Source organism: Arthrobacter sp. UM1, assembly GCF_020483305.1.
Classification (GTDB): domain Bacteria; phylum Actinomycetota; class Actinomycetes; order Actinomycetales; family Micrococcaceae; genus Falsarthrobacter.
In genome coordinates this window covers 165,825-189,710 of record NZ_JACWAB010000002.1, presented here as the reverse complement: position 1 = coordinate 189,710, position 23,886 = coordinate 165,825, and the positions used below count along the sequence as shown (strand labels likewise).

Here is a 23,886-nt window from a genome sequence, read left to right as displayed (position 1 = left end):
CCCGCGATCCCCGGTGTCCACCCGCACCCGATCCGAAGAAGAGGCATGACCCTCATGAAGCACGCCCTCGTCGTGGCCACGGTCAACCGGCACGAGACCCTGACCAAGCTCCTCGACTCCCTCCGAGAGCTGGACCCGCACCCGTCCGAGCTGGTCATCTCCGCACCCGCCGAGTCCGACATCCCGCCCGCGGCCCGCGAGCCGTTCCCGTTCCCCGTGGTCATCGCGCTCGGCGCGCGGGGCTCCTCCGCGCAGCGCAACAAGGGCGTGGACGCGTTGACCACCGCGCCGGACACCGTTGCGTTCCTCGACGACGACTCGGTCCCCCGCCGCGACTTCTTCGCCCGGGTGGAGAGGCATTTCGCGGAGCACCCGGACTCCTCCGCCATGACCGGCCGGGTCGTCCTGGAGGGAACCGGAAGGCTGCCGAATCTCTCCGACGCCGAGATCACAGAGGCGCTGGAGCGCTCGCTGCGCGACGACGCCGCGCAGAGTCCCGGCCCAGCGGAGCCCCACAACCAGCTCTACGGGTGCAACATGGTCTTCCGGCTTGAGGACTTCAACCGGTTCCGGTTCGACGAGCGGCTTCCGCTCTACAGCTGGCTCGAGGACACGGACCTCGCCCGCGCTCTCATGAAGGCCGGCCGCCGCATCTACCGGGACCCCGCCGTCGTCATCGCTCACCGCCGGGACGCCTCCGGGGGACGGCAGTCTCACGTGCGGTTCGGGTACTCGTTCGTGTCCAACTGGGCCCATCTGCACCAGAAAGGCCACGTGGACAGGCGGGATCTGCCGGGCGTGGTGCTCGTCGTCGGGAAGAACGCGGTGGGGTCCATCTGGGGCCCGGAGCGGGAGTGGAGGCGGCTGAGGCTCAAGGGGAATCTGCTGGCCCTCGGCGACCTCCTCCGGGGCCGCGTCACGCCGGAGCGCATCCTCGATCTGTAGCTCCGTCCGGCTGAGCCCCTCGCTCCCTCCGCCGAGACCCGGCGCTGCCGCGGCCTTCCCTGTCGGGGAGGCCGCGGCAGCGCGCAGGGCGGCTTCCAGGTGTTCGGGCCTGCTGCCGTTCGGGCCTGCCGCCGTTCGGGTCACGCGCCCTTCGGCGTGAACCCCGCCTTCTTGAGCTCCTGGAACATGTTGGCGGAGAGCTTCTTGGCCCCGGACTCGTTCGGGTGGATGCCGTCGAGGAAGTCGTCCTGCGAGACCATGCTCCCGTCCTCGTTCCTCAGCCCCTGCCACGGGTCGATGAACGCGTAGCCGCGGTTCTTGGCCGCCGCGCGGGTGGCGCTGTTCCACTGCACCACCGCCGCCGGGCCGGGCCACGAGACGGGGCCCACCGCCATGACCACGACCTTGGCGGGCTTGTAGCCCCGCTTCTTCACGATGGCGTCCACGTTGGACATGAACTCGGAATGCTTGTCCTCGAAGCTCGCGCTGCTGCGGAGGTCATTGGTCCCGAGCTCGATGAGGAGCGCGTCCCGCTCGGCCTGGCCGGCCACACGGTCCTTGAGGATCTGCGCCGAGGTCATGCCGCCCTGCGCGTACCCGCCGCCGTACTCGAATTCGCTGCCCTTGAGGTAGTAGGCCCAGCTGGTCTTGCCGAAGTCTCCGTAAGCGAACGCCCGGGAGCTTCCCTGGCTGATCGAGTCTCCGTAGACCTCGAGCTTCACCCGCCGATCCGCCGCATAGGTGTGCAGCGGCACGCTGGCCGCCTCGGCCGGTGGCGGCGGGGTCTGCCGCTGCTTCTGGAGGACGAAGGCCCCGAGGCCTGCGACCAGAACGGCGAGGACGATGAGCGCGATGATTCCGGCGCGTTTGGAGGACATGCGGCAGGTTCCTTCACAGTGTCGGGGGACGGCGGAGTGGCCCGGGGACGGCCGGAGCGGCGGGGAACCCGCATGGCGTTATTCTATCAATCGCGCCCGCGTCAGCCCCGCGAATGCAGGCCGGAATAGGCGCCGACGAGGCGATCGGCCACCTGCTCGATGCCGAAGACGGACTCGACATGCGCCCGTCCGCGTCGGCCGAGCTCACAGCGCAGCTCCGCCGAGGCGAGCAGGGGGCGCAGAGCCTCGGCGAGCCCCTCGGCGCCGGATTCGTACAGGGCGGCGGCTCCTGCGGCGCGCGCCCCCTCCGCGAGCCCGCAGTCCGTCCGGAACACCGCCGGCAGACCCGCCCGCTGCGCCTCGATGACCGTCATGCCGAACGGCTCGTTCTCCGCGGGAAGCACGTAGACCGCCGCCTCCGCCATCCGGACCGCGGTCAGCTCCGGGAGCAGCGGCCCCTCCCAGCGCACCCGCCCCTGCAGCTCGGGGCGGGACCGGCAGAACTCGAGGACGGCGTCCGCCTCGCCCTCGTCCGGGCCGACGAGCGAGAACGTCCACTCGGGGAACTCCCGGGCCAGGCGGGCCGCCGCCTCCGCGAAGTCCATGGGGCGCTTCCGCGGCGCCATCCGCGCCAGGAAGAGGACGTCTCGGGACGAGGCCGGGTCCGCAGCCGGGGCGGGCACGGAGAGGTCCAGCCCATTCGGCAGGACCTCGTACCGCCCCCTCGGCTCCACCTCGCCGAGCTCCCGCTTCTCCTTGGGGACCAGCGCGAACACGGTCCGCGCGGTCCGCAGGGTGCGGCGGACGATGAGGGCGTCGAGCGTCTTCGCCAGGCGCTTGGCGGACGGGACCACCATGCCGTGGGTCTGGGCCGCAAAGGGAATCCGACGAGCCAGGAGCACGGCTGCGGCGGGGACGAGGACCAGGTCCCGGGCGAAATGCAGGTGGACTGCGTCGAACGCCCCGGCATGCGCCGCGAGCCACGGGACCATGCCGGGCGCCGCCACTCCGGCGAACCCGGTTCCGGGCACGGCCTGCACAGCGGGGAAGAGCTTAACCGGAACGCCCTGGTACACGTCTGGCAGGGTGCCCTCGAACCCGCGAGCGCCCGCGACGAGCAGGACCTCATGCCCCTTCCGCTGGAGCTCTCTCAACTGCGTCACTGCCACCCGGAGAGGGCCTCCGAGCTCGCCGTCGGGAGAGACGAGGGTGACCACGTGGAGAATCCTCACCGAGCCCGGCCTCCTTCGCGCACCTCACCCTTGGGAGCCAGAACCCGTGCGCCGTCGGGGACGTCCTTGACCACGAGGGCCTGGGCGCCCACGAGGACGTCGTCGCCCACCGTCACGCCGCGGAGCACCGTGGAGCGGGCCGCGAGCCAGGTGCGCGCGCCGATGGTGATAGGAGCGTTGTCGAACTCGAAGGCGTCGTCCTCGAAGAGGTGGCTGCCCGTGCAGACGAACACCTCCTGGGACAGGCACGTGTTGCTGCCGATCCTCACGGGCTCGAGGTTGAGGATCCACGCGCCCTCGCCGATCCAGACGGCGTCCGCGAGCTCGAGCTTCCAGGGCCAGTGGATGCGCACCCGGTGGCGCACGAGGCAGTTGCGGCCAATCCGCGCGCCGAACGCCCTCAGCACGGCGATTCTCACCTTCGGCGGACACCACCAGTGCTGGAGCACCGCCCCCTGCACGGCGAGCCAGGCCGCCTGGGTCATCTTCCCCCGGCCCTTGTCATAGCCGTGCCCCTGGAAGGCGGTGAGGTCTCGCATCGGGTGATCACATCGCTCTCGCGCTTTGAAAAACAGAACAGATGCAAAACACTCTACGGCTTTATGGTCCGGCGACGAGGACCTGCGGATGTGATCCCGCAGACGCGCACCCGGCGGGGGCCGTCACGGTACAGAGGTGCGGGTCAGAGGAGCGGCGCGGGTCAGTCCCCCGCCGTGTCGAGCGCCTCGAGCCAGAGGGTTTCCAGCTCCTCTTTGCTCGCCACGAGGTCGCGCAGCTCCGCGTTGACCCGGTTGAGGCCCTCGTAGTCCTGGCTGTGGGAGAGCTCGGCCAGCTCCTCGTGGAGCTTGGCCTCCGCGGCCTCCGCCCGCTCGAGCTGCCGCTCCAGCCGGGCCGCGTCCTTCCTCGCCTGACGGCGCTCCGCCTCGCTCGGTCCGCTCGATGCGGTCTGCGCAGCGGATCCGGCGGTGCCCGCGCCCCGGCCGCCGCCGTCGTCGCCTGCCGCGCCCTCGGAGCCGCTCGGCAGCGTGGCGCCGGTCTCCATCGCCTGCCGCAGCTCGAGGTACTGCTCCACGCCTCCCGGGAGCGCGCGGATCTTCCCGTCGCCGAGGAGCGCCACCTGGTGGTCCGTGACGCGCTCGAGCAGGTACCGGTCGTGCGAGACCACCACAAGCGTGCCGGGCCAGGAGTCCAGCACGTCCTCGACGGCCGCGAGCGTGTCCGTGTCCAGGTCGTTGGTGGGCTCGTCGAGCATGAGCACGTTGGGCTCGCCCACGAGCAGCCGCAGCAGCTGGAGCCGCCGGCGCTCGCCGCCCGAGAGGTCCCGGACCGGCGTCCACTGCTTCTCCCGCGTGAACCCGAGCTGCTCCACGAGCTGCCCCGCGGTCACCTCCCGGCCGCCGATCTCGAAGACCTGCCGCTCCCGCTTGATGACCTCGATGACGCGCAGGTCCGCCACCGCGTCCAGCTCCCGGACCTCCTGGGTGAGCACCGCGGGCACCACGGTCTTGCCTCGGCGGATCCGCCCGGAATCGGGCTCGATCTCACCCGCGAAGAGGCGCAGAAGAGAGGACTTGCCCGCGCCGTTGACCCCGACGACGCCGACGCGCTCCCCCGGGGCCAGGCGCAGCGTCACATCGTCGAAGACCGTCTTGCCGGAGAGCGAGAGGGAGACGTCCTCGGCGTCGAAGACGTCCTTGCCGAGGCGGGCCGTGGCCATCTTCCGCAGGGAGACCGTGTCCCGCGGCTCGGGAACGTCCTGAATGATCTGGTTGGCGGCGTCGATCCGGAACTTCGGCTTGGACGTGCGCGCAGGAGCGCCCCGCCGCAGCCACGCGAGCTCCTTCTTCATGAGCTGCTGGCGCTTGTTCTCGACGACGGCGGCCATCCGGTCCCGCTCCGCCCGGGCGAGGACGTAGGCAGCGTAGCCTCCCTCGAACTGGTCCACCGTGCCGTCGTGGACCTCCCACGTCATGGTGCAGACCTCGTCGAGGAACCAGCGGTCGTGCGTGACCACGAGGAGCGCGCCGTCGCCGGCCTTCCAGCGCCGCTTGACGTGCTGCGCGAGCCAGGCGACGCCCTCGACGTCGAGGTGGTTGGTGGGCTCGTCGAGCATGACGACGTCGTGGTCCCCCGCGAGGAGGCGGGCGAGCGCCACGCGGCGGCGCTGACCGCCGGAAAGGCGGCCGACGGCGGCGTCGAGGTCCAGCTCGCCGACGAGCCCCCGCATGATGTCGCGGATCCGCGGATCGGAGGCCCACTCGTGGTCCGCCGCATCGCCGACGAGCGCGTACCGGACCGTCCACTCGGGATCGAGGACGTCCTGCTGGTCCAGATACCCCACCCGCAGCCCGCCTCGGTGCGTCACGCGTCCGGAGTCAGGCTGCTGGCGCTGCGCGAGGAGCCGCATGAGGGTCGACTTGCCGTCGCCGTTGCGGCCGACCATGCCGACGCGGTCGCCCTCGTCGAGGCCGATCGTCACGCCGTCGAGGACCGTGCGCGTGGCGAAGGAGACAGAGACGCTCTCGGCGCCCAGGAGGTGGGCCATGGGGGTCCTTTCGTCGGGGGGGTGTCAGAGGGCCGAGTCGGCGAGCCGCGCGCCAGGAGCGGGCCCGGCCACGGCGGCGGCGCGGTCCCATCCGCGCTCAGCCAGTCTCGCCGCGAGGAGGTCTGCAGACTCGGGCCCCGCGGCGAGCAGCGCCACGGTGGGCCCGGACCCGGACACGATGCCCGCGAGAGCGCCCGCCTCCCGTCCGGCGGCGAGGACCTCGCCGAGCTCGGGGGCGAGGTCGAGGGCGGCCTCCTGAAGGTCGTTGTGGAGCAGAGTCGCGAGGCGCTCCGGATCTCCGGCGGCCAGAGCCTCCACCAGGGCCGGATCGGCGCCGGCCGGCTCCTCGGCCTCCTCGCCGCGGGCCGCCCGCAGCTCGTCGAGGCGGGTGAAGACCTGCGGGGTGGAGAGCCCGCGGTCGGAGGGCACGAGCACCCAATAGAGGGGGCGCTCGCAAGCCACCGGGGCGAGGCGGTCCCCCACCCCCAGGCCGACCGCCGCACCGCCGTGGAGGGCGAACGGCACGTCCGCGCCAATGCGCGCGGCCGCCTCGTGCAGGCCCTGCGGTGAGAGCGGCCGTCCGGCAGCCTCGTTGGCCGCCACGAGGGCTGCGGCCGCGTCCGCGCTGCCGCCGCCCATGCCGCCGGCGATCGGCACGCGCTTGAGGATACTCAGGCGAGAAGGCGCGTCCCCGGGGATCGGCTGCGATGCGGTCCCGCTCCCCGCGCCGCCGTCAGCGCTCTCCCGCTGGGCCTCGACGGCGTCCGCCACCGCCGCCACGGCCTTCCAGGCCACGTTGTCCTCCGTCAGCGGAACGCCGTCCAGACCGAGGCGGCTGTCCGAGGCGGGATCCAGCTCGAGCTGCACGCTCCGCGAGGGGCGACCGGTCAGGGCGGCCTTCTCCTCGAGGGAGACCGCGAGGAACACGGAGGCGAGGCCGTGGTATCCGTCGGCCCGCTTCGGCCCCACGCGCAGGCCCACGTTGATCTTGCCCGGCGCGAGCGCCGTCACGGGACCCGACGACGCCTCGGGCGCCTCCTCCGACGGCGAGGCGTCCGCGGCGGGTCCGTGCGCGCCTGAACCGTGCGCCCCGGCTCCGTGCTCTCCGGAACCCTGCTCGCCGGATCCGCGCGCCCCGGGCCCGTGCTCCGCGATCCGCGCGAACTCCTCGATGGTCAGCGTCTCTCCGCGGCGCTTGGGGTCCACACCGGCGGCCCGGATGGCCTCCTCAGCCCGGGCGCCGGACCCGGCCCAGCCGGCGAGCGCGGCACGGAGGGTCTTCCTGCGCTGGGCGAACGCCGCGTCCACCACGGTGAAGACCTCGTCGCGCGAAGCGCGCGTCGTCGGCGGCTCGCGGCGGACGAACCGGACGAGGCCCGAGTGGATCTTCGGGGCGGGCCAGAACACGTTGGTGCCGATCACGCCTGCCTTGTCCACCTGGGCGTACCACGCTGCCTTGACGCTCGGGACGCCGTAGGTGCGGCTGCCGGGACCTGCCGCGAGGCGGTCCGCCACCTCGTCCTGGACCATGACGAGGCCGTGGCGCAGGCCCGGAAAGCGCTCCAGCATGGTGAGGAGGACGGGCACGGCGACGTTGTAGGGCAGGTTGGCCACGAGCGCCGTCGGCTCCGCGGGGAGCTCGGTCACGTGGAGCGCGTCGGAGAGCACGAGGTCGAAGTCCTCCTCCCGCCCCGGACGCCGCTCGAAGACCGTCTGGCGGAGGCGTCCGGCCAGCCTCGGGTCGATCTCGACGGCGACGACGTGCGCGGCCGCGTCCAGCAGCCCGAGCGTGAGGGAGCCGAGCCCCGGGCCGACCTCCACGACGCACTCGTCCGAGGCCAGCTCGGCGCGGTCCACGATCCGGCGGATCGTGTTCGGGTCGATGACGAAGTTCTGCCCGAGTGTCTTGGTGGGTCTCACATCCAGCTCCGCCGCCAGCTGGCGGATGTCGGCAGCGGACAGCAGGGGCAGGGAGTCGGCAGTCACGCCCCCAGTTTACGGGGAGGCGGGCGGCGAGGACGGAGCCGTGCCCGGGTTCCAGAAGGACCCCTGGGCGGGAACCGAGGGCGTGGGGCTCGGGGCTCCTCCGCCACCGGTGCTCGACGGCGGCGTCGGCGTGGCAGGCGGACGCGTGCTGGCCGGCGGACTGGTGGCCGGAGGCTTCGTGGCAGGCGGCTTCGTGGCCGGGGGCGTGGACGCCGGAGGCTTCGTGGACGGTCCCGCGGGTCCGCCCCCGCCGCCACCGCCTCCGCCTCCGCCCGTCGGCGGCGTCGTGGGGCGCCACGGAGGCCGGGACGGGCTCGGGGGAGGCGTCACGGTCGGGTAGGAGGTGTTGGGGCGTCCCGGATACTGGCCCCACGTCCACGGAGAGTTCGGGTTGCCGGTGGCGCCCGAGCCCGGCTTGTCCGACTGCGGGCCGGAGGGGAGAGACCAGGACCAGCTCGGGCTGCTGCTGGAGCTGTTCTCCGAGCCCTGGCTCTGCTGGGGGCGGCTTCCGGGGTAGTCCGAGAGGGTCGGGTGGGACCCGGCCGCCTCGATCCCGCCGCCGTTGACGCCGATGGCGATCTGCTCGGCCACGGGCTTCTTCACCGTGCTGGTCGAGACGAGGACGCGGTTGAGGCTTCCGTTCTTGGACGCCTCCACCCGGTAGATCCGCACCCGCTGGCCCACCTTGCCGGGACGGATGACGCGCCGGGTTCCGGGAGCCATCGAGGGGTCCACGAACTGCTCGGAGGCGAACGGGATCTGCTCGTCCTCCTTGACGGAGAGCGGCAGGTCCAGCTTCTTCACGTAGACGGTCATGCCGTCATAGACGGCCGTCGTCTCGAACACGCCCTTGGACTCGGAGAGCTGCGTGTTGAGCTCGAGTCCGGTCTTCTGGAGGAGCTCCCGCACCGTGGCCACGCGGGTGAACACCTGGAAGGAGTTTCCGCCCGAGACGATGGTGACCTCACGGGCCAGGTCGATGCTGAGCGGGGAGGAGAGGCGGTCCAGCCGCGTCTCCTCGGGCACGCTCGGAACGGCATGCCCGGAATAGCCCAGCTCGTCCAGCAGGCCTCCGACCGTCTGGGCGCGGGTCTTCACCGTCCGGGTCTCGCCGTTGACGATGACGGACACGCTGCGGGCCTCCGCGACGACGGCCCCGGACCCCCCGAGCGCCGAGACGGCGGGCTTGCCCACCGGGATGTAGGCGATGGTCGAGGCCACGAGTCCGACGATCACGGCGGACTGCGGCAGAAGGCGGCGGTTGGCCCAGGCGGGGCGCCCCCGTCCGGCCGCTGTTCGATGGCTCATATACCCCATGGTAGAAGAAGCGTCAATCGAGCGCACGGCCTCCGCGGCCGCCGAGGGCGTCCCCCGACCGTGACGAGCCTCCCTGCGACGGGGCTCGGAGGCTCACCACTGCCCGTACACGGCCTCCGTGTTGGCGCAGACCGTGTCGCACAGCTCCCCCAGGTCCATGCCGAGGTGCTCCGCCATGAAGCGCGCCGTCACAGGGGTCATGTACGTGGCGTTGGGCTGGCCGCGGTACGGGTGCGGCGTGAGGAACGGCTGGTCCGTCTCCGTGAGGATGAGGTCCTTCCGGGCGATGGACAGGGCCTCCTGCAGCTCCGTCGAGTTGTTGAAGGTGACCGTCCCGGAGAAGGACATCCTCCATCCCCGCTCGTTGCAGATGCGAGCGAGCTCGGGCCCTCCGGAAAAGCAGTGGAAGACCACGGGCACGCTGGGCCGGGTGTCCTCGAGGATCCGGACCACGTCCTCATGCGCGTCGCGGTCGTGGATCTGCACGGCCTTCCCGAGCTTCTCCGCGATGCGGATGTGCTCCCGGAAGGAGTGCTCCTGGGCCGCCACGCCCTCCGGGCCGGTCCGGAAGAAGTCCAGCCCCGTCTCCCCGAGCGCCCGGATCCTCGGGTGCTCGGCGATCTCCTCGATCTCCGCGATGGCCGCGTCCAGCGTCCCCTCCGCGCCGAGCTCGGCCGCGTCGTTCGGATGGATGGCGACGGCGCCGAGCAGCCGCGGCTCCGCCTCGACGGCGTCCCGCGTGAACCGGGCCGAGTCCAGGTCGAAGGAGACCTGGACGGCTCGCGTCACGCCCACGGCCTCCGCGGCGTCCATCGCCTGCGAGGCGGTCACCTGCGCAAGATGGGGGCGCATGCTGAGGTGCGTGTGGTTGTCGATGAGCGGGCGCGGCAACGGCTCCGGCGCCGGCGGGTACTCCCGACGGCGCCGGGCCTTGCGCTCCTTGGAGGTCAGCTCCTCGGGGTCCACCCCGTCATCGAACCGGTAGGCCTGGGGAACGTCTGACTGGCACATGCCTCCGAGACTATCCGCCTCAGGACTCTGCGTCCGCCCACGGGTCCGCGATGCCCACGTACTGGGTGCTCAGGTACTCCTCGATTCCCTCGAAGCCGCCCTCGCGTCCGATGCCGGACATCTTCACGCCGCCGAACGGCGCCGCCGGGTTGGAGACGACACCGGCGTTGACGCCGAGCATGCCCGTCTCGAGGCGCTCTCCCATGCGCAAGGCCCGGTTGACGCTCTGCGTGTAGACGTAGGAGACGAGGCCGAAGTCGCTCGCGTTCGCCTTCTCCACGGCCTCGGCCTCGGTGGAGAACGTGATGACCGGCGCCACCGGGCCGAAGATCTCCTCGGTGAGCACGCGGGAGTCCTCGGCGACGTCCGTGAGCAGGGTGGGCTCGTAGAAGTAGCCCGGCCCCTCCACGGCCTTGCCGCCGGTGCGGACCGTGGCGCCCTTGTCGACTGCGTCCTGGACGAGCTCCTCCACCTTGGCGCGCGAGTCCGCGTCCACGAGCGGGCCCAGCGTGGACGCCTTGTCCGTGCCCCGGAGGGCCTTGAGGGCCGCGAGCTTCTCCGCGAACTTTGCCGAGAACTCCTCCGCCACGGACTCGTGGACGATGAAGCGGTTGGCCGCGGTGCAGGCCTCTCCCATGTTGCGCATCTTGGCGAGCATGGCGCCCTCCACCGCTTTCTCGAGGTCCGCGTCCTCGAAGACGAGGAACGGCGCGTTGCCGCCGAGCTCCATCGAGGTGCGCAGCACCCGCTGGGCCGAGTCCGCGATGAGCCGCTGGCCCACCTCGGTGGAGCCCGTGAAGGAGAGCTTGCGCAGACGCGAGTCCTTGAGCAGCGGCCCCGTCACCTTCGACGCGCTCTTGGCCGTGACCACGTTGAGAACGCCGTCGGGCAGTCCCGCCTCCCGCAGGAGGTCCGCGAAGAGCAGCGAGGTGAGCGGCGTGAGCGTGGCCGGCTTGAGCACCATGGTGCAGCCGGCCGCGATGGCCGGCGCGATCTTGCGCGTGGCCATGGCCAGCGGGAAGTTCCACGGCGTGATGAGCAGGCACGGGCCCACCGGGCGCTTGTTGACGAGCAGGCGGTTGGCCCCGTCCGGCGCGGTGGCGTAGCGGCCGGAGATCCGTGCCGTCTCCTCGGAGAACCAGCGGAGGAACTCGCCGCCGTAGGCCACCTCTCCGCGGGACTCGGCGAGCGGCTTGCCCATCTCCAGGGTCATGAGGAGGGCGAAGTCCTCCTTGCGCTCCTGGAGCAGGTCGAACGCCTTGCGCAGGATCTCGGCCCGGGTGCGGGGAGCGGTCCGGGCCCACTCCTCCTGAGCGGCGCAGGCCGCGTCCAGCGCTTTGGCGCCGTCCTCCGGCGAGGCGCTCGCGATGGTCTTGAGGACCTTGCCCGTGGCCGGATCCTCCACCTCGATGGTGTCCCCCTCGGAGCCGTCCGTCCACTGGCCCCCGATGAGGAGCTTGGACGGGACGGACTCGAGCAGGCGCTGCTCGGCGTCCTGGGAGGGCGTGGCTGCGTCAGTCATGGCGTGCTCCTTCATGCGGGTGGGTCGGGCGGCTGCTCCGGCAGAGCCGAAGCCGTTGTCAGAGAGCTTAGGAGGCTCGGAGCGCTGCGTCTTGTGCATGAGTACAGAAGCAAGGCTGGGTCTTTGTGCTCACGCACTTCCGCAGCGCGCCTACGCGCTCCCCCGCGAGGCGAGCACCGCTTCGTAGACCTCGCGCTTCGGCAGCCGGTGCTTCTCGGCCACCACGGCGCACGCGTCCTTCAGCCGGTGGCCCGCGGCCACGAGCGCCTCGACGTCCGCGAGCAGGTCCCCGCTCATCGCCGCATTCTGCTCTTCCGCGCCCTCGACGACGACGACGATCTCCCCGCGCACCCCGTCCCGGCTCGCCCACTCGGCCAGGTCTGAGAGGGGGCCGCGCACCACGTCCTCGTGGAGCTTGGTCAGCTCGCGGCACACCGCGGCCCGGCGGGACGGCCCGAACGTGAGGGCCAGGTCCTCGAGCATGTCGTCGATCCGGTGGGGCGCCTCGAAGAAGACGAGCGTGCGCTGCTCCGCCGCGAGCTCGCTCAGCACTCGGCGCCGCTCCCCGGTCTTGCGCGGAAGGAACCCCTCGAAGGCGAACCGGTCCGAGGCGATCCCCGAGACCGCGAGCGCCGCGAGCACCGCCGAGGGGCCGGGAACGCTCGTCACCATGACCCCGCGCTGCGCCGCCAGGCTGACCACCCGGTAGCCGGGGTCCGAGACCGCGGGCATGCCGGCGTCCGTCACGATGACCACCTCGCTCCCCTGCTCCGCCATGGAGACGAGACCCTCCGCGGAGGCCTGCTCGTTGTGCTCGTGGTGCGCGAGGACCCGGCCGCGGACCTCGATGCCGAGCGCGGACTGGAGGCGGTGGAACATCCGCGTGTCCTCGGCGGCGACGACGTCGGCGGACTCCAGGATCTCCCGCAGCCTCGGGCTCGCGTCCCCGAGGTTCCCGATGGGCGTGCCCGCGAGCACGATCCGTCCGTGCTGACTCGAGTGTGCGCTCATGCCCTCACCCTAGCCCCCGAGCGGGCTCGCCGCCCCGAGAGAAGCGCCCGTGTGCCTACGATGGTGCGGTGAAACCCCTGCCCCGGCTCAGCCGCTCGTGGATCGCCGCGTACGCGGTCGTCGTCGCGCTCGGCGCCGTCCTGCGCCTCGTGGGCCTCAGCAGCCCCCATGCCCTCGCCTTCGACGAGACCTACTACGCCAAGGACGCGTGGGCCCTCATCCACTCCGGGTTCGAGCGCTCCTGGAGCCAGGACGCGGACAAGCTGTGGCTGGCGGGCAGCGACGCCGGGATGCAGCCGGACGGCGCGTTCGTGGTCCACCCGCCTCTCGGCAAATGGCTCATCGGGCTCGGGCTGGCGGTGTTCGGGATGCAGGACGCGCTCGGCTGGCGGATCGTCCCCGCGCTCGCGGGCTCGGTGACGGTGCTGCTCCTCGCGGTGACGGCCCGCCGCCTGTTCCGCAGCAACGTGTGGGGGCTCGTCGCGGGCCTCCTCCTCGCGATCGACGGCATGCACCTCGTCATGTCGCGCGTGGCGCTGCTCGACGTCTTCCTCGCGCTCTTCCTCCTCGCGGCCTTCTGGGCCCTGCTGCGGGACCGGGACCGGGCGGACGCCGGGGCGGCGGGCCCCGCCTGGAGGCCGTGGAGGATCGCCGCGGGCGTCTTCCTGGGCCTCGCCCTCGGCGTCAAGTGGTCGGCGCTCAGCTTCATCGCCGTGTTCGGCCTCATGACAGTCCTCTGGGACCTGGAGCGCCGCAGGAGGCTGGGACAGCCCCGCCCCGTCCTGCGCACGGCCGCGGCGGACGTCCCCTCGGCGCTCTGGCAGACGGTCGCCGTCGCGCTCCCCGTGTACCTGGCGACGTGGCTCGGATGGATCCTCACCTCGGGCGGCTGGGGCCGGCAGGTCGCTGCTCAGAGCGGCAGCTCGGCGCCGCTGCCGGACTGGCTGGTCTCGCTGTGGCAGTACCACACGAGCGCCTACGGCTTCCATCAGGGGCTCTCGGCCGAGCACCCGTACTCCGCCAACGCCTTCACGTGGCTGTTCCAGGGCCGCCCCACCTCCTTCTACTACCAGGAGCACGCGGCGGGCCAGAACGGGTGCACTGCGGCCAAGTGCTCCGCCGCCATCACGGACCTGGGCAACCCCGTCATCTGGTGGGCGGCCGCGCTCAGCCTCGTCGTCGTGCTCCTCGCGTGGGCGCTGCGGCGGGACTGGCGCGCGGGAGCCGCGCTCTCGGGGCTCGCGGCGGGGCTGCTCCCCTGGTTCGCGTTCCCGAACCGCACGATGTTCACGTTCTACGCGGTCTCGTTCGAGCCGTGGCTCATCCTCTGCCTCGTGTACGCGCTCGCCTTCGCCGTCGCCCGCAGCCGCACCCGGGCGCAGCGGCGCGGCTGGGCTCTCGCCGCCGGGGCGCTCGTCCTCACGGCGGCCGCCGTGAGCGTCTGGTTCTGGCCCCTCTGGACCGGGCAGACGATCGACTACGCCGAGTGGCGGCGGCACATGTGGTTCGACTCCTGGATCTAGCCTGACTGGCTAGACTTCACAGGTGATGGAATCTTCGACGCCGCTCGCCGCCGACCTGCCCGACACCTGGAACATCTCAGACCTCCTCCTCCGCCGCCGGGACGCTGACCCGGAGCGCGTGCTGTTCGTCCGCAAGGCCGCCGGGGGCGGCTACGAGGACATCACCGCGGACCAGTTCCTCGCCCGGGTCCGGGCCGTCGCCAAGGGCCTCATCGCCGTCGGCGTGACGCCCGGGCAGAGCGTGGCCGTCATGTCCTCCACGCGGATCGAGTGGACGGTGGCGGACTTCGCCGTCCTCTTCGCCGGCGCCGTCACGGTGCCCGTATACGAGACCTCGAGCCCGCACCAGACGGCGTGGATCCTCGAGGACTCGCGGATCGGCGTCGCGTTCGCCGAGAACGACGAGAAGGAGCGGGTCGTCCGCGCCGCCGCCGCCTCGAACGGCACGGACGCGCCCCGGATCTTCCAGCTCGAGGACCTCGACGCCCTGACGGCGCTCGGCGAGGGCGTCTCGGACGAGGAGCTCGAGCGCGCCCGCTCCTGCCGGGGGCTCGACGACGTGGCCACCGTCGTCTACACCTCGGGGACCACGGGCCGCCCCAAGGGCTGCGAGATCACGCACCGGAACTTCGCCGTCGTCTCTGTCAACGCGGCCGAGTTCCTCCCGGAGTTCCTCAAGGAGGAAGGCGCGCGCAGCATCATGTTCCTGCCGCTCGCCCACGTGCTCGCCCGCTGCGTCCAGACCGTCTGCATCGACCGGGGCATCACCCTCCTCCACGCCACCGGCGCCGCGGCGCTCGTCGAGGACATGCAGGCCTTCAAGCCGACGTTCCTCCTGGCCGTTCCCCGCGTCTTCGAGAAGATCTACGCCACCGCCGAGGCCCAGGCTGGGTCCGGCGCCAAGGGACGGCTGTTCCGGGCCGCAGCCCAGACGGCCGTCAGCTGGTCCAAGGCGCAGAGGCCGTCCCCGCTGCTGCGGGCCCGGCGCGCCCTCTTCAACCGCCTCGTGTACCGGCGCATCCGCGCCGTCTTCGGCGGCCGCGTCCGCTACACGGTCTCCGGCGCCAGCCCGCTCTCCCCGTTCCTCGCGCATTTCTTCCGGGGCGCCGGGATCGTGGTCCTCGAGGGCTACGGGCTGACCGAGTCCACGGCGCCGCTCACGGTCAACCCCGTCGGCCTCGTCAAGATCGGCACCGTGGGCCGGCCGATGCCGGGAACCCGGATCCGGATCGCCGAGGACGGCGAGATCATGGCGCAGGGCGTCGGGATCTTCAAGGACTACCGCAACAACCCCGAGGCCACAGACGGCGCATTCACGGACGGCTGGTTCGGCACGGGGGACCTCGGCGAGATCGACGAGGACGGCTACCTCACGGTCACGGGCCGCAAGAAGGACCTCATCGTCACCGCCGGCGGCAAGAACGTGGCGCCCACGCCGCTCGAGGAGCGGATCCGGGAGCACGCCATCGTGGACCAGGCCGTCCTCATCGGGGATGACAAGCCGTTCGTCGGCGCCATCATCGCGCTCGACCCGGACGGGCTCAAGACCTTCAGCGCGTCCGAGCTCGGCGGAGAGATCTCGCCCGAGGACGCCGTGGAGGACGAGCGCATCCGCGCGGTCCTCCAGAAGCAGGTGGACTACGCCAACGAGCTCGTCTCCCGCGCCGAGGGCGTGCGGAAGTTCATCGTCACGAACGAGTCCTTCGACGAGTCCTCGGGCCGCCTGACGCCGTCCCTCAAGCTTCGGAGGAACGTCGTGCTCGACGACTTCGCGGACCGGATCGCGGAGCTCTACGCGAAGCGATGAGCGCGAGAGCGCAGCAGGCGACGACGACGGCCGCGATGAGCAGCGCCGCGTCCCGCCAGAACTGCTCCGGGTAGGCCCGGATCAGGGTGTCGTTCACGGAGAACGTCCACGTGCCGGACTCGAAGAAGAGCGAGTGCACCCAGGCGAAGAACCTCTCCCACGCCGTCGCGGCCACCACGGCCATGACCGCGATCCCGAGGACCGTCAGCGCCACGCCCCAGCGCAGCCCCGCGGCCACGTGCCGCCACGAGCGCATGAGGAGCGCGACGACGACGGCCGCGACGCCGAGCCACAGCGCGACGTCCAGCCCCGTGCCGAGCACGTGCTTGACATCCGTCATGTGGCTCACCTCCCCCGCGGTGAAGACCGGCTCGCCGCTGCGGAACACGAGGTCCCCGAGGTAGCGCGGGCCGGCGTCGTTGAGGATGTAGTCCAGCCCGTACGAGCCGTACAGCATCCGGTCATCCGCGCTGAAGCCGAACTGGTCCGCAGGGAAGCCCGGACGCCCGTACTCGAACGCGAGGAAGGCGTGGCTCATGGCCGCGCGCACCCCGAGGCCGAGGACGGCCACGGGGAAGGCCACAGCGATCACCGCCGCCCCGAGCCGCCGGCCGATCACGTGCCGTACTCGCTCCACGGGACGTTCCAGTCCATGAAGCCCTTGTCCATGCTCGCGGTGCCATTGCCGGTGTCACGCACCTCGATGTAGTCGCCCGGGTCGAAGTTGTCGAAGATCCACTTGGCGCCCTCCTCCGGGAGGCTGACGCAGCCGTGGGAGACGCGGTCCCGTCCCAGCGCGGTGCGGAGGCTCTCCGCCACCTGGTGGACGTAGATGCCCGTGCTCGTCAGACGGGAGGCCCAGTAGTAGTAGTTCGAGTCGTAGTAGTCCTGGTCCCCCTTCTTGAGCCCGATGGTGCTCGCGTTCATCCAGACGCGCTGCTGCTGGTCCATGATCGGGAAGATGCCGTCTGCGCTCGGCCAGCGGGGGTTGCCGAGCGTGGTGGGGAACGTCTTGACCAGCTTGCCGTCGATGTAGCAGCGGAGCATGAGGTCCTTGTCGCTCACCACGGCGTGACGGTCGTTGTGGACGTGGAAGACGTGGTCCGCGTCGAAGTTGCCGATCATGCCGTTGCCCACGTCAACGCCGAACATGCGGAACTTGATCGTGACGGTCGAGTTCGGCGCCCAGAACTTCTCGGGGCGGTACCGGGCCTTCGTGTCGGAAAGCCAGTAGAACCGGCCCTTCTGGCCGGAGGTGGACTCGATCTCGATGGCCTTCTCCACGGCCTTCTTGTTGAGGATCGGCTCGGAGAAGGTGATCTCGACGGGCTGTGCGATGCCCACGGTGGCTCCCTTGCCCGGGTAGGCGTAGGCGTCCATCTGCATCGGCGGCGTCGTCGTCGAGAACTCAGCGGTACCCGTCTGGCCGCCGGCGAGCGTGTAGGAGACCGTGTAGCGGGAGTCGAACTCGAGCCGCGAGCTGGTCTTGAAGGAGGCCTTGTCCTCGGCGATGCGGCCCTTGACCTCCTTGCCGGCGGCGTCCTTGACGGTGACCGCGGACAGGGCGCCGTTGGAGACCCGGACGATGACGGGCTGAACCGGGTTGACCTGCTGCGTCTGGGCAGCGGGCTCCACGGTCACCCTCGGCGGGCCTGCGGGCTTCGGCGAGGTCTTGGCGGAGCCCTTCGGGGAGGAGCCGCCCTCAGCGCCTCCCTGCCCTCCGGAGCAGGCGGCCAGGAAGGCGGCCGGGGCGCCGGTCAGGCCGAGCAGGACAGAGCGCCGGGCGACGCGGGAGCCGCGCGAGGCGCCGGACGGGGAGGACGAGGCGGTGCTGTCCTCGGTGGTCGAATGCGGGGAAGTGGATGAGACCATTCGCCCATTGTATGACCCCCGTCTCCGTGCAAGCACACTGTCCGCTGGGCGGACGCGCCCTCTCGCGCGTCCGCCGGCGGACTCCCCCGGGCCGGCGTCAGTACCGGTAGTGCTCGGGCTTGTACGGGCCCGCCACGTCCACGCCGATGTACTCGGCCTGCTCCTTGGTCAGCTCGGTCAGCCGAACCCCGAGGGCGCCGAGGTGCAAGCGCGCCACCTTCTCGTCCAGCGCCTTCGGCAGGACGTAGACCTTGTTCTCGTACTCCGGCGTCCCGTCCGCCGTGACGGCGCCGTGCTTCGTGAACAGCTCCATCTGGGCGATCGTCTGGTTGGCGAACGAGTTGGACATGACGAAGGACGGGTGTCCGGTGGCGTTGCCGAGGTTGAGCAGGCGGCCCTCCGAGAGCAGGATGATGCTGCGCTGGCGGTCCGTGCCCTCGTCCAGGATCCACTCGTGGACCTGCGGCTTGATCTCGACCCTGCGGATGCCCGGCACCTTGGCGAGGCCGGCGATGTCGATCTCGTTGTCGAAGTGCCCCACGTTGCCAACGATGGCCTTGTCCTTCATGGCCTGCATGTGCTCGGCGGTGATGACGCCCTTGTTGCCCGTCGTCGTGATGAAGATGTCCGCCTGGTCCACGACGTCCTCGAGCCGCGCCACCTGGTACCCGTCCATCGCCGCCTGGAGCGCGCAGATCGGGTCCACCTCGGACACGATGACGCGCGCGCCCTGCCCGCGCAGGGCCTCCGCGGCGCCCTTGCCGACGTCGCCGTAGCCCGCCACGAAGGCCACCTTGCCGCCGATGAGCACGTCCGTGGCCCGGTTGATGCCGTCCGGCAGGGAGTGGCGGATGCCGTACTTGTTGTCGAACTTGGACTTCGTGACAGAGTCGTTCACGTTGATCGCGGGGAAGAGGAGCTGCCCGGCCTCGGCGAGCTGGTAGAGGCGGTGCACGCCCGTCGTCGTCTCCTCCGTGACGCCCTGGATGCGGGAGGCCAGCTCGGTGAAGCGGCGGGGATTCTCCGCGAGGCTCTCGCGCAGCGCGTCGAGGATGACCGTGTACTCGTACGTGTAGTCCGCGTCCTCCTCCGAGGGGTTCTCCGGCACTCCCCCGGCGGCCTCGAACTCGACGCCCTTGTGGACGAGCAGGGTGGCGTCTCCGCCGTCGTCGAGAATGAGGTTCGGCCCGAGGTCCGGGTTCTCGTCCGCGCCCGGCCAGGTGAGGATCTGCCGGGTGGCCCACCAGTACTCGGGCAGGGTCTCGTTCTTCCAGGCGAACACCGGCACGCCCTCCGGGCGCTCCGGGGTGCCCCCGCCGACGACGACGGCGGCCGCCGCCTCGTCCTGCGTGGAGAAGATGTTGCAGCTGGCCCAGCGCACCTCGGCGCCGAGCTCCACGAGGGTCTCGATGAGGACGGCGGTCTGCACGGTCATGTGGAGCGAGCCGGCGATGCGCGCCCCCTTGAGCGGCTTCTGCTCGCCGTACTCCTCCCGGAGGGCCATGAGGCCGGGCATCTCGTGCTCGGCGAGCCGGATCTGGTGCCGTCCGGCCTCGGCGAGGCTGAGGTCGGCGACCTTGTAGTCCTGCGGGGAGAGCATGGTGGGTCCTTCCGGTGGGGTGCGGCGTGCGGGGCTGGGCGTCGGCGTCCGGGCCGAGTGCGGCAGGCCGACGGGCTGGGTCAGGAGAGGCGGTCCGAGGACGGGCCCCTGCGGAAGGGGCGGACGTTGTCGTCCGTCGCCGTGTCCCTCTCCGGCGTCGGGCGGGCGAGCGGGCTGCGCCAGGTGCGCTGCCGCACGGCCGGCTCGGGGAGCTCTTCCTCCTCTTCGGGGGCCAGCGCGTCGACGACGGCGCTCAGGCCGTCCGGGTCCACCGCGGGGTCCGGGAGCTCGAGCCGGACGATCTCCCACCCGCGCGGAGGCGTGAGCCGGTCCGCGTGCGTGAGGCAGAGGTCGTAGGTGTGAGGCTCCGCCTGGAGGGAGAGGGGTCCGAGGACGGCGGTCTGGTCTGCGTGGCTGTACGTCAGCGTCGAGACGGCCGGCTGAGAGCACCCGATCTTGGAGCAGTGGCGGTAAGCGATCACCATTGAAGGCTACCGCTTCTGCACCCGGATCATCCGGTTTTGGGGCCGTGATCCGGACGATCCGGGTGCACAAGGGCAGGCGGGCCGAAAGGCGGGAGGGATGCGGCGATAGGCTGGAGGACATGACCTCCGACCCCGCCTCGAACCGCCCGGTGCGGCGCCGCAACCGGCACGGGCGCGGGGCCAAGGGCCGGATGCTCCCTCCGCAGCTGCGGCTGCGCCGCCACCCGATGGAGCCGTTCTCGCAGATGGTGGGCCGGGCCATGGGCGCGCTGCCGGCGGACGTCGTGGAGCGCCTCGACAGCGTCGAGGTGCTCTCCCTCAACGCGCCCGTCGCAGACGAGCACCAGCCGAGCCCGGAGGACGCCGCTCCCCTGCTCGGCACGGCCGATCCCGCCCGAGGCCGCGTGCTCCTCTACCGGTGGCCGCTCATCATGGAGGCGCGCAGGGCACGGCGCCCCCTCAAGGACGTGGTGGCGGACCGTCTCGCCTACGAGCTCTCCGCCCTCTGGGGCGAGGCCCCGGAGCAGATCGACCCCCGGTTCGGGCTGCCTCGCTGAGGCCGGGCCCGGCCGGGGGCCGGTTCGATGCGCTCCGCCAGGCGGATCCAGGCGGCTGCGTTCAGTGCAGGGTCAGTGCAGGGTCAGCGGCCTTCGCGGCGGACCCGGCGGCGCTCCCGCTCGGAGAGACCGCCCCAGATGCCGAAGCGCTCGTCGTTCTCCAGCGCGTACTCAAGGCACTCGTCCCGGACGGCGCACGCGGCGCACACCCGCTTGGCGTCTCGCGTGGACCCGCCCTTCTCCGGGAAGAAGGCCTCCGGGTCGGTCTGCGCGCAGAGGGCCTCGGCCTGCCACGCGAGGGCGCCGGCTTCCTCGTCTGCGAACGGCGCCATGGCCTCCCAGAGGCTCTTGGCGCCCTCGTCCTCCTCCGCAGCGGCGGGCTCGGCCGGCTCGGAGACGGGCGTGAGGCGCGAAGCGGAGGAGGAGAGGTCCTCGCGGTCTGCGAACCCCTCGCTGAGCAGGCGCGGTGCCGAGTCGGTGAGCAGCCCGGCCTCATGGGCTGCGAGGAAGGCGGTGGCGGCCTCGTCCAGCGAGGCCTGGCGGGAGCCCTGGGCGGCGGGGTCCACGAACCAGTCGTTCGGCACCTCAGTCCGGGCAGCGGTCTCGAGTGACTCGAGTGCGCTGTCCTCGGTGTCGGCGTGCTGTGCGTACCCCATGCGGATTCCTCCCGGTGGTGACACGTGAAAGGCGCTGCTGCACAGCGCGTCGGGGACCTTCACGGGCTGGCCGCCTGCCTGTCCGGGATGATGGACTGAAGGCGTGCCGCCCGGCGAGGATGAAGTGCTTTCGAAAGGCCCCTTGCGCTCTTCGATCACCCTGCCGAGCTGCCAGCTCAAGCTTGCGGTTGTCTGTCTGACGTGGCGAGCGGCTGCCGCGTGGGAATGCCGCTCGTGTCTAATTACACGCGTGTAAGTCCGGCTTCGTCAAGCTGGCGGCGACGGTAAATTAAGCGCTGAACTCAACCCCGATCCACCGTGGAGGAGACATGGAGCTCGCCGCCGCACCCCGCACGCCCCGCAGCGTCACCACAGACCGGGCCGCAGCCGCCGTCGCCGAGGCGTTCGGGCCCCGCCCGGCGCTCACCGTCTACCGGTCTGGCGGCCGCCGGGTGGAGCTCTCCGGCACCGTCCTCGCCAACTGGGCGGAGAAGGCCGCGAACCTCGTGGTCGAGGAGCTCGAGCCCGCCCCGGAGGATGTCCTCGAGGCCCGCGTCCTGTGGGGCTGGAGAGGGCCGGCCTTCGTGCTCGGGGCCTGGGCCGCCGGGCTCCCGCTGGGCTCCGAGTCCGCGGACGGGAGCGTCCACCTCCTCTCGGAAACCCCTGACGCGCTGCGCGCCCACGCCGAGCGAGGGGACCGGTTCGCCTGGACGCTCGCGCTCCCCGTCTCCGACCTGGCCCGCGCCTACGACGGCCCCGGCGGCGAGAGCCTGGAGGAGGTCTTCCCCTCCGGCGGCGTCCCCGCCACCGCGGTGGACCTCGGGGCGGCGCTGCCCGGCTTCGGCGACTGGTTCAACCCGTCAGAGCCCGTGAACGGCGAGCCCCTGCCGGAAGCGGGGATGTGGGCCGGGGACGGCCGCGCCGTCGTCGTCCGGGTTCCGGCGGTGGAGACCGCAGAGCAGATGCCGCTCGGGCACCTGACCGGGCTGCTCGCGGGACTCGCGGGAGGCACGCCCGCGGTGCTCGTCTCTGACCCCGCCGCGGACCTGGAGAGGATCGCCGGGGCCCACCAGGGCGAGGTGCGGGAGCTCGGAGCGCCCGCCTAGCGGACCGGAGTGCTGTGGGAGGCGGGCTCGGGCTCGAAGATCTCGTGGTCGTGGTCGAAGCCCGGCTCCGCGTCCAGCTCCTTGTTGAAGACCCAGAAGCGGTAGGCGAAGAAGCGCACCACCGTGGCCACGATGATGCCCACGTTGCCCCACATCCACAGCACGTTCTTGTTGCCCACGTGGAAGCCGTACTTGGCCACCCACGTGAAGCCTGCGGCGATGCCCATGCCGAAGAGGTTGATGACGAGGAACTTCACGAACTCGGACCACTTGTTCTCGGCACGGCGGTGCCGGAAGGTCCAGAGGCGGTTGGCCACCCAGGCGAAGACCGTGGCCACCGAGGCGCCGACGACGCGAGCCCACGCGTCCGAGCCGTCCATGATCGTGTGGACGAGGACGAAGGTGAGTCCGACGTCGATGACGAACGCGACGCCTCCGACCACGCCGAACTTGGCCACCTCGCGCCACATGAGGGCGACGAGGGACCGGAGCTTCTCGAAGAGTGTGTTCACGCGGAGGTCTCTCGGTTGATCGTGAGGCCGTGCTGCGGGGGTGCCCGCCGACCGTCGGACCCTCGAGTCTATCGGCTCGCCCCCTCCTTCCCCGATAGGCTGTCTGGGTGAGCGCTGAAAAGAAGAACCGAGCACCTCGGGTGGGCGTCGTCGGCGGCGGCCAGCTCGCCCGCATGATGGCGGGCCCGGCGCAGGAGCTGGGCCTCGAGCTGCACATTCTCGCGGAGTCCCCCGAGACCTCCGCGGCGCACGCCTCCGCCTTCGCGGATGTGGGCGACTACACGGACCTCGACACGCTGAGGCGGTTCGCGGCCCGGGTGGACGTGGTGACCTTCGACCACGAGCACGTGCCGTCCGAGCACCTGCGCGCCCTCCAGGCCGAGGGCGTCTCCGTCCAGCCGCCGCCCTCCGCACTGCTCTACGCGCAGGACAAGCTCGAGATGCGCCGCAAGGCCGAGGAGCTCGGCCTCCCCAACCCCGCGTGGGCCGCCGTCCGCTCCGTCGAGGAGATCCGGGCCTTCGGCGAGGAGCACGGCTGGCCCGCCGTCGTGAAGACCCCCCGGGGCGGATACGACGGCAAGGGCGTGCTCTTCGTCCGCACGCCGGAGGACGCCGAGGGCGCCGCCGCATGGTTCGGCTCCTTCCCGGAGCTGCTCGTCGAGGAGGGCGTGGACTTCGCCCGGGAGCTCTCCGCCCTCGTGGCGCGCCGCCCGAGCGGCGAGACGCAGGCGTGGGACGTGGCCCACACGATCCAGGTGGACGGGGTGTGCGACGAGGTGATCGTCCCCGCCCAGGGCCTCGATCCCGAGACGGCCCGCCGGGCGCAGGAGGCCGCCATGACCCTGGCCGAGAGCCTCGGCGTGACGGGAGTCCTCGCCGTGGAGCTCTTCGAGACGCCCGGGCGCGGCGAGGGATTCGTCATCAACGAGCTCGCGATGCGCCCGCACAACACGGGCCACTGGAGCATGGACGGGGCGCGCACGGGCCAGTTCGAGCAGCACGTCCGCGCCGTGGCGGACCTCCCGCTCGGCTCGCCCGAGCGGATCGTCGGCGCCGCCGTCATGAAGAACTACCTGGGCGGCGCCGTGGAGGACACGTACAGCCAGCTCGCGGCGGCGCTCCAGCATGCGCCCAAGGTCAAGGTGCATCATTACGGGAAGTCGGTCCGCCCGGGCCGCAAGATCGGCCACGTCAACGCCCTCGGCGGCCCCGACGAGGTCGAGGAGCTGCGCCGCATCGCGCGCGAGACGGCGGACATCCTCGCCCACGGGTCCCCGGACGGGCCCTCCGCGTGAGACCGCAGCCGCACCCCGAACCCCGA

The 23,886-nt window shown here is 71.6% G+C and carries 21 protein-coding genes; 6 read left to right on the top strand and 15 right to left on the bottom strand.

Annotation, left to right across the window (positions count from 1 at the left end):
• The first annotated feature begins 45 nt into the window (after positions 1–45).
• Entirely contained in the window at positions 46–945 is a 900-nt protein-coding gene (locus H9I38_RS04250) for a glycosyltransferase family 2 protein (protein WP_226337506.1), read from the top strand.
• 140 nt (positions 946–1,085) lie between these two features.
• Here the strand turns inward: H9I38_RS04250 and H9I38_RS04245 are convergent, their stop codons facing one another.
• The 9 genes from H9I38_RS04245 to rsmI form a co-directional block, all read right to left on the bottom strand.
• Entirely contained in the window at positions 1,086–1,823 is a 738-nt protein-coding gene (locus H9I38_RS04245; RefSeq protein ID WP_226337505.1) for an SGNH/GDSL hydrolase family protein, read from the bottom strand.
• A gap of 101 nt (positions 1,824–1,924) precedes the next feature.
• Positions 1,925–3,055 (bottom strand): glycosyltransferase, encoded by a 1,131-nt coding sequence (locus H9I38_RS10930; RefSeq protein WP_226337504.1) that lies wholly within the window; start codon positions 3,053–3,055, stop codon positions 1,925–1,927.
• Positions 3,052–3,594, bottom strand: a complete 543-nt coding sequence (locus H9I38_RS04235) for a DapH/DapD/GlmU-related protein (RefSeq protein ID WP_226337503.1) — start codon at positions 3,592–3,594, stop codon at positions 3,052–3,054. The genes H9I38_RS10930 and H9I38_RS04235 overlap by 4 nt, the downstream gene beginning before the upstream one ends.
• 161 nt (positions 3,595–3,755) lie before the next feature.
• Positions 3,756–5,600 (bottom strand): ABC-F family ATP-binding cassette domain-containing protein, encoded by a 1,845-nt coding sequence (locus H9I38_RS04230; RefSeq protein ID WP_226337502.1) that lies wholly within the window; start codon positions 5,598–5,600, stop codon positions 3,756–3,758.
• 24 nt (positions 5,601–5,624) lie between these two features.
• Positions 5,625–7,586 carry a 4-(cytidine 5'-diphospho)-2-C-methyl-D-erythritol kinase gene (locus tag H9I38_RS11050; protein WP_413463514.1) on the bottom strand — a complete coding sequence of 654 codons (1,962 nt, stop codon included), beginning with the start codon at positions 7,584–7,586 and terminating at the stop codon, positions 5,625–5,627.
• 9 nt (positions 7,587–7,595) lie between these two features.
• Entirely contained in the window at positions 7,596–8,894 is a 1,299-nt protein-coding gene (locus tag H9I38_RS04215; protein ID WP_226337501.1) for a G5 domain-containing protein, read from the bottom strand.
• Positions 8,895–8,996: 102 nt separating this feature from the next.
• The gene (locus H9I38_RS04210; RefSeq protein ID WP_226337500.1) at positions 8,997–9,914 is read right to left on the bottom strand and encodes a TatD family hydrolase; all 918 of its coding nucleotides are present in this window, start codon (positions 9,912–9,914) and stop codon (positions 8,997–8,999) included.
• A gap of 19 nt (positions 9,915–9,933) precedes the next feature.
• Complete coding sequence (locus tag H9I38_RS04205; RefSeq protein WP_226337499.1) at positions 9,934–11,436, bottom strand: NAD-dependent succinate-semialdehyde dehydrogenase; 1,503 nt, start codon at positions 11,434–11,436, stop codon at positions 9,934–9,936.
• 150 nt (positions 11,437–11,586) lie between these two features.
• Complete coding sequence (rsmI, locus tag H9I38_RS04200) at positions 11,587–12,447, bottom strand: 16S rRNA (cytidine(1402)-2'-O)-methyltransferase (protein ID WP_226337498.1); 861 nt, start codon at positions 12,445–12,447, stop codon at positions 11,587–11,589.
• 68 nt (positions 12,448–12,515) lie between these two features.
• Here rsmI and H9I38_RS04195 point away from each other — a divergent pair, with 68 nt between their 5' ends.
• Together H9I38_RS04195 and H9I38_RS04190 are read left to right on the top strand one after the other, a co-directional pair.
• Positions 12,516–13,970: a dolichyl-phosphate-mannose--protein mannosyltransferase gene (locus H9I38_RS04195; protein WP_226337497.1), complete on the top strand. Its 1,455-nt coding sequence runs from the start codon at positions 12,516–12,518 to the stop codon at positions 13,968–13,970.
• A 25-nt stretch (positions 13,971–13,995) separates the two neighbouring features.
• A complete protein-coding gene (locus H9I38_RS04190; protein WP_226337496.1) occupies positions 13,996–15,777 on the top strand; it encodes an AMP-dependent synthetase/ligase in 1,782 nt (593 codons plus the stop codon).
• Here the strand turns inward: H9I38_RS04190 and H9I38_RS04185 are convergent.
• From H9I38_RS04185 to H9I38_RS04170, 4 genes are all read right to left on the bottom strand, one after another.
• A complete protein-coding gene (locus H9I38_RS04185; RefSeq protein WP_226337495.1) occupies positions 15,707–16,396 on the bottom strand; it encodes a TIGR01906 family membrane protein in 690 nt (229 codons plus the stop codon). The genes H9I38_RS04190 and H9I38_RS04185 overlap by 71 nt on opposite strands.
• Complete coding sequence (locus H9I38_RS04180) at positions 16,393–17,649, bottom strand: L,D-transpeptidase (RefSeq protein WP_226337494.1); 1,257 nt, start codon at positions 17,647–17,649, stop codon at positions 16,393–16,395. Before H9I38_RS04180 ends, H9I38_RS04185 begins: the two co-directional genes overlap by 4 nt.
• 97 nt (positions 17,650–17,746) lie before the next feature.
• Positions 17,747–19,249 carry an adenosylhomocysteinase gene (ahcY, locus tag H9I38_RS04175; protein ID WP_226337493.1) on the bottom strand — a complete coding sequence of 501 codons (1,503 nt, stop codon included), beginning with the start codon at positions 19,247–19,249 and terminating at the stop codon, positions 17,747–17,749.
• A gap of 80 nt (positions 19,250–19,329) precedes the next feature.
• A complete protein-coding gene (locus H9I38_RS04170) occupies positions 19,330–19,734 on the bottom strand; it encodes a DUF3499 domain-containing protein (RefSeq protein WP_264177382.1) in 405 nt (134 codons plus the stop codon).
• 119 nt (positions 19,735–19,853) lie between these two features.
• Between H9I38_RS04170 and H9I38_RS04165 the strand changes: the two genes are divergently transcribed.
• The gene (locus tag H9I38_RS04165) at positions 19,854–20,291 is read left to right on the top strand and encodes a hypothetical protein (RefSeq protein ID WP_226337491.1); all 438 of its coding nucleotides are present in this window, start codon (positions 19,854–19,856) and stop codon (positions 20,289–20,291) included.
• Between the two features lie 83 nt (positions 20,292–20,374).
• Here the strand turns inward: H9I38_RS04165 and H9I38_RS10770 are convergent, their stop codons facing one another.
• Entirely contained in the window at positions 20,375–20,947 is a 573-nt protein-coding gene (locus tag H9I38_RS10770) for a WhiB family transcriptional regulator (RefSeq protein WP_264177381.1), read from the bottom strand.
• Positions 20,948–21,276: 329 nt separating this feature from the next.
• On the opposite strand from H9I38_RS10770, the gene H9I38_RS04155 reads away from it, so the two are divergent.
• Positions 21,277–22,053 (top strand): TIGR03089 family protein, encoded by a 777-nt coding sequence (locus H9I38_RS04155; RefSeq protein WP_226337490.1) that lies wholly within the window; start codon positions 21,277–21,279, stop codon positions 22,051–22,053.
• Here the strand turns inward: H9I38_RS04155 and H9I38_RS04150 are convergent.
• Positions 22,050–22,565: a GtrA family protein gene (locus tag H9I38_RS04150; RefSeq protein ID WP_413463513.1), complete on the bottom strand. Its 516-nt coding sequence runs from the start codon at positions 22,563–22,565 to the stop codon at positions 22,050–22,052. The genes H9I38_RS04155 and H9I38_RS04150 overlap by 4 nt on opposite strands.
• A 173-nt stretch (positions 22,566–22,738) precedes the next feature.
• Here H9I38_RS04150 and H9I38_RS04145 point away from each other — a divergent pair, with 173 nt between their 5' ends.
• The gene (locus H9I38_RS04145) at positions 22,739–23,860 is read left to right on the top strand and encodes a 5-(carboxyamino)imidazole ribonucleotide synthase (protein ID WP_264177410.1); all 1,122 of its coding nucleotides are present in this window, start codon (positions 22,739–22,741) and stop codon (positions 23,858–23,860) included.
• The last annotated feature ends 26 nt before the right edge of the window (positions 23,861–23,886 follow it).

Excerpts from the sequence above, each read along its gene's own strand:
- H9I38_RS04250 (WP_226337506.1), top strand. The coding sequence starts at position 46 with ATGACCCTCATGAAGCACGCCCTCGTCGTGGCCACGGTCAACCGGCAC.
- H9I38_RS04245 (WP_226337505.1), bottom strand. The coding sequence starts at position 1,823 with ATGTCCTCCAAACGCGCCGGAATCATCGCGCTCATCGTCCTCGCCGTT.
- H9I38_RS04235 (WP_226337503.1), bottom strand. The coding sequence starts at position 3,594 with ATGCGAGACCTCACCGCCTTCCAGGGGCACGGCTATGACAAGGGCCGG.
- H9I38_RS04230 (WP_226337502.1), bottom strand. The coding sequence starts at position 5,600 with ATGGCCCACCTCCTGGGCGCCGAGAGCGTCTCTGTCTCCTTCGCCACG.
- H9I38_RS04215 (WP_226337501.1), bottom strand. The coding sequence starts at position 8,894 with ATGAGCCATCGAACAGCGGCCGGACGGGGGCGCCCCGCCTGGGCCAAC.
- H9I38_RS04210 (WP_226337500.1), bottom strand. The coding sequence starts at position 9,914 with ATGTGCCAGTCAGACGTTCCCCAGGCCTACCGGTTCGATGACGGGGTG.
- H9I38_RS04205 (WP_226337499.1), bottom strand. The coding sequence starts at position 11,436 with ATGACTGACGCAGCCACGCCCTCCCAGGACGCCGAGCAGCGCCTGCTC.
- rsmI (WP_226337498.1), bottom strand. The coding sequence starts at position 12,447 with ATGAGCGCACACTCGAGTCAGCACGGACGGATCGTGCTCGCGGGCACG.
- H9I38_RS04190 (WP_226337496.1), top strand. The coding sequence starts at position 13,996 with ATGGAATCTTCGACGCCGCTCGCCGCCGACCTGCCCGACACCTGGAAC.
- H9I38_RS04180 (WP_226337494.1), bottom strand. The coding sequence starts at position 17,649 with ATGGTCTCATCCACTTCCCCGCATTCGACCACCGAGGACAGCACCGCC.
- ahcY (WP_226337493.1), bottom strand. The coding sequence starts at position 19,249 with ATGCTCTCCCCGCAGGACTACAAGGTCGCCGACCTCAGCCTCGCCGAG.
- H9I38_RS04170 (WP_264177382.1), bottom strand. The coding sequence starts at position 19,734 with ATGGTGATCGCTTACCGCCACTGCTCCAAGATCGGGTGCTCTCAGCCG.
- H9I38_RS04165 (WP_226337491.1), top strand. The coding sequence starts at position 19,854 with ATGACCTCCGACCCCGCCTCGAACCGCCCGGTGCGGCGCCGCAACCGG.
- H9I38_RS10770 (WP_264177381.1), bottom strand. The coding sequence starts at position 20,947 with ATGGGGTACGCACAGCACGCCGACACCGAGGACAGCGCACTCGAGTCA.
- H9I38_RS04155 (WP_226337490.1), top strand. The coding sequence starts at position 21,277 with ATGGAGCTCGCCGCCGCACCCCGCACGCCCCGCAGCGTCACCACAGAC.
- H9I38_RS04145 (WP_264177410.1), top strand. The coding sequence starts at position 22,739 with ATGATGGCGGGCCCGGCGCAGGAGCTGGGCCTCGAGCTGCACATTCTC.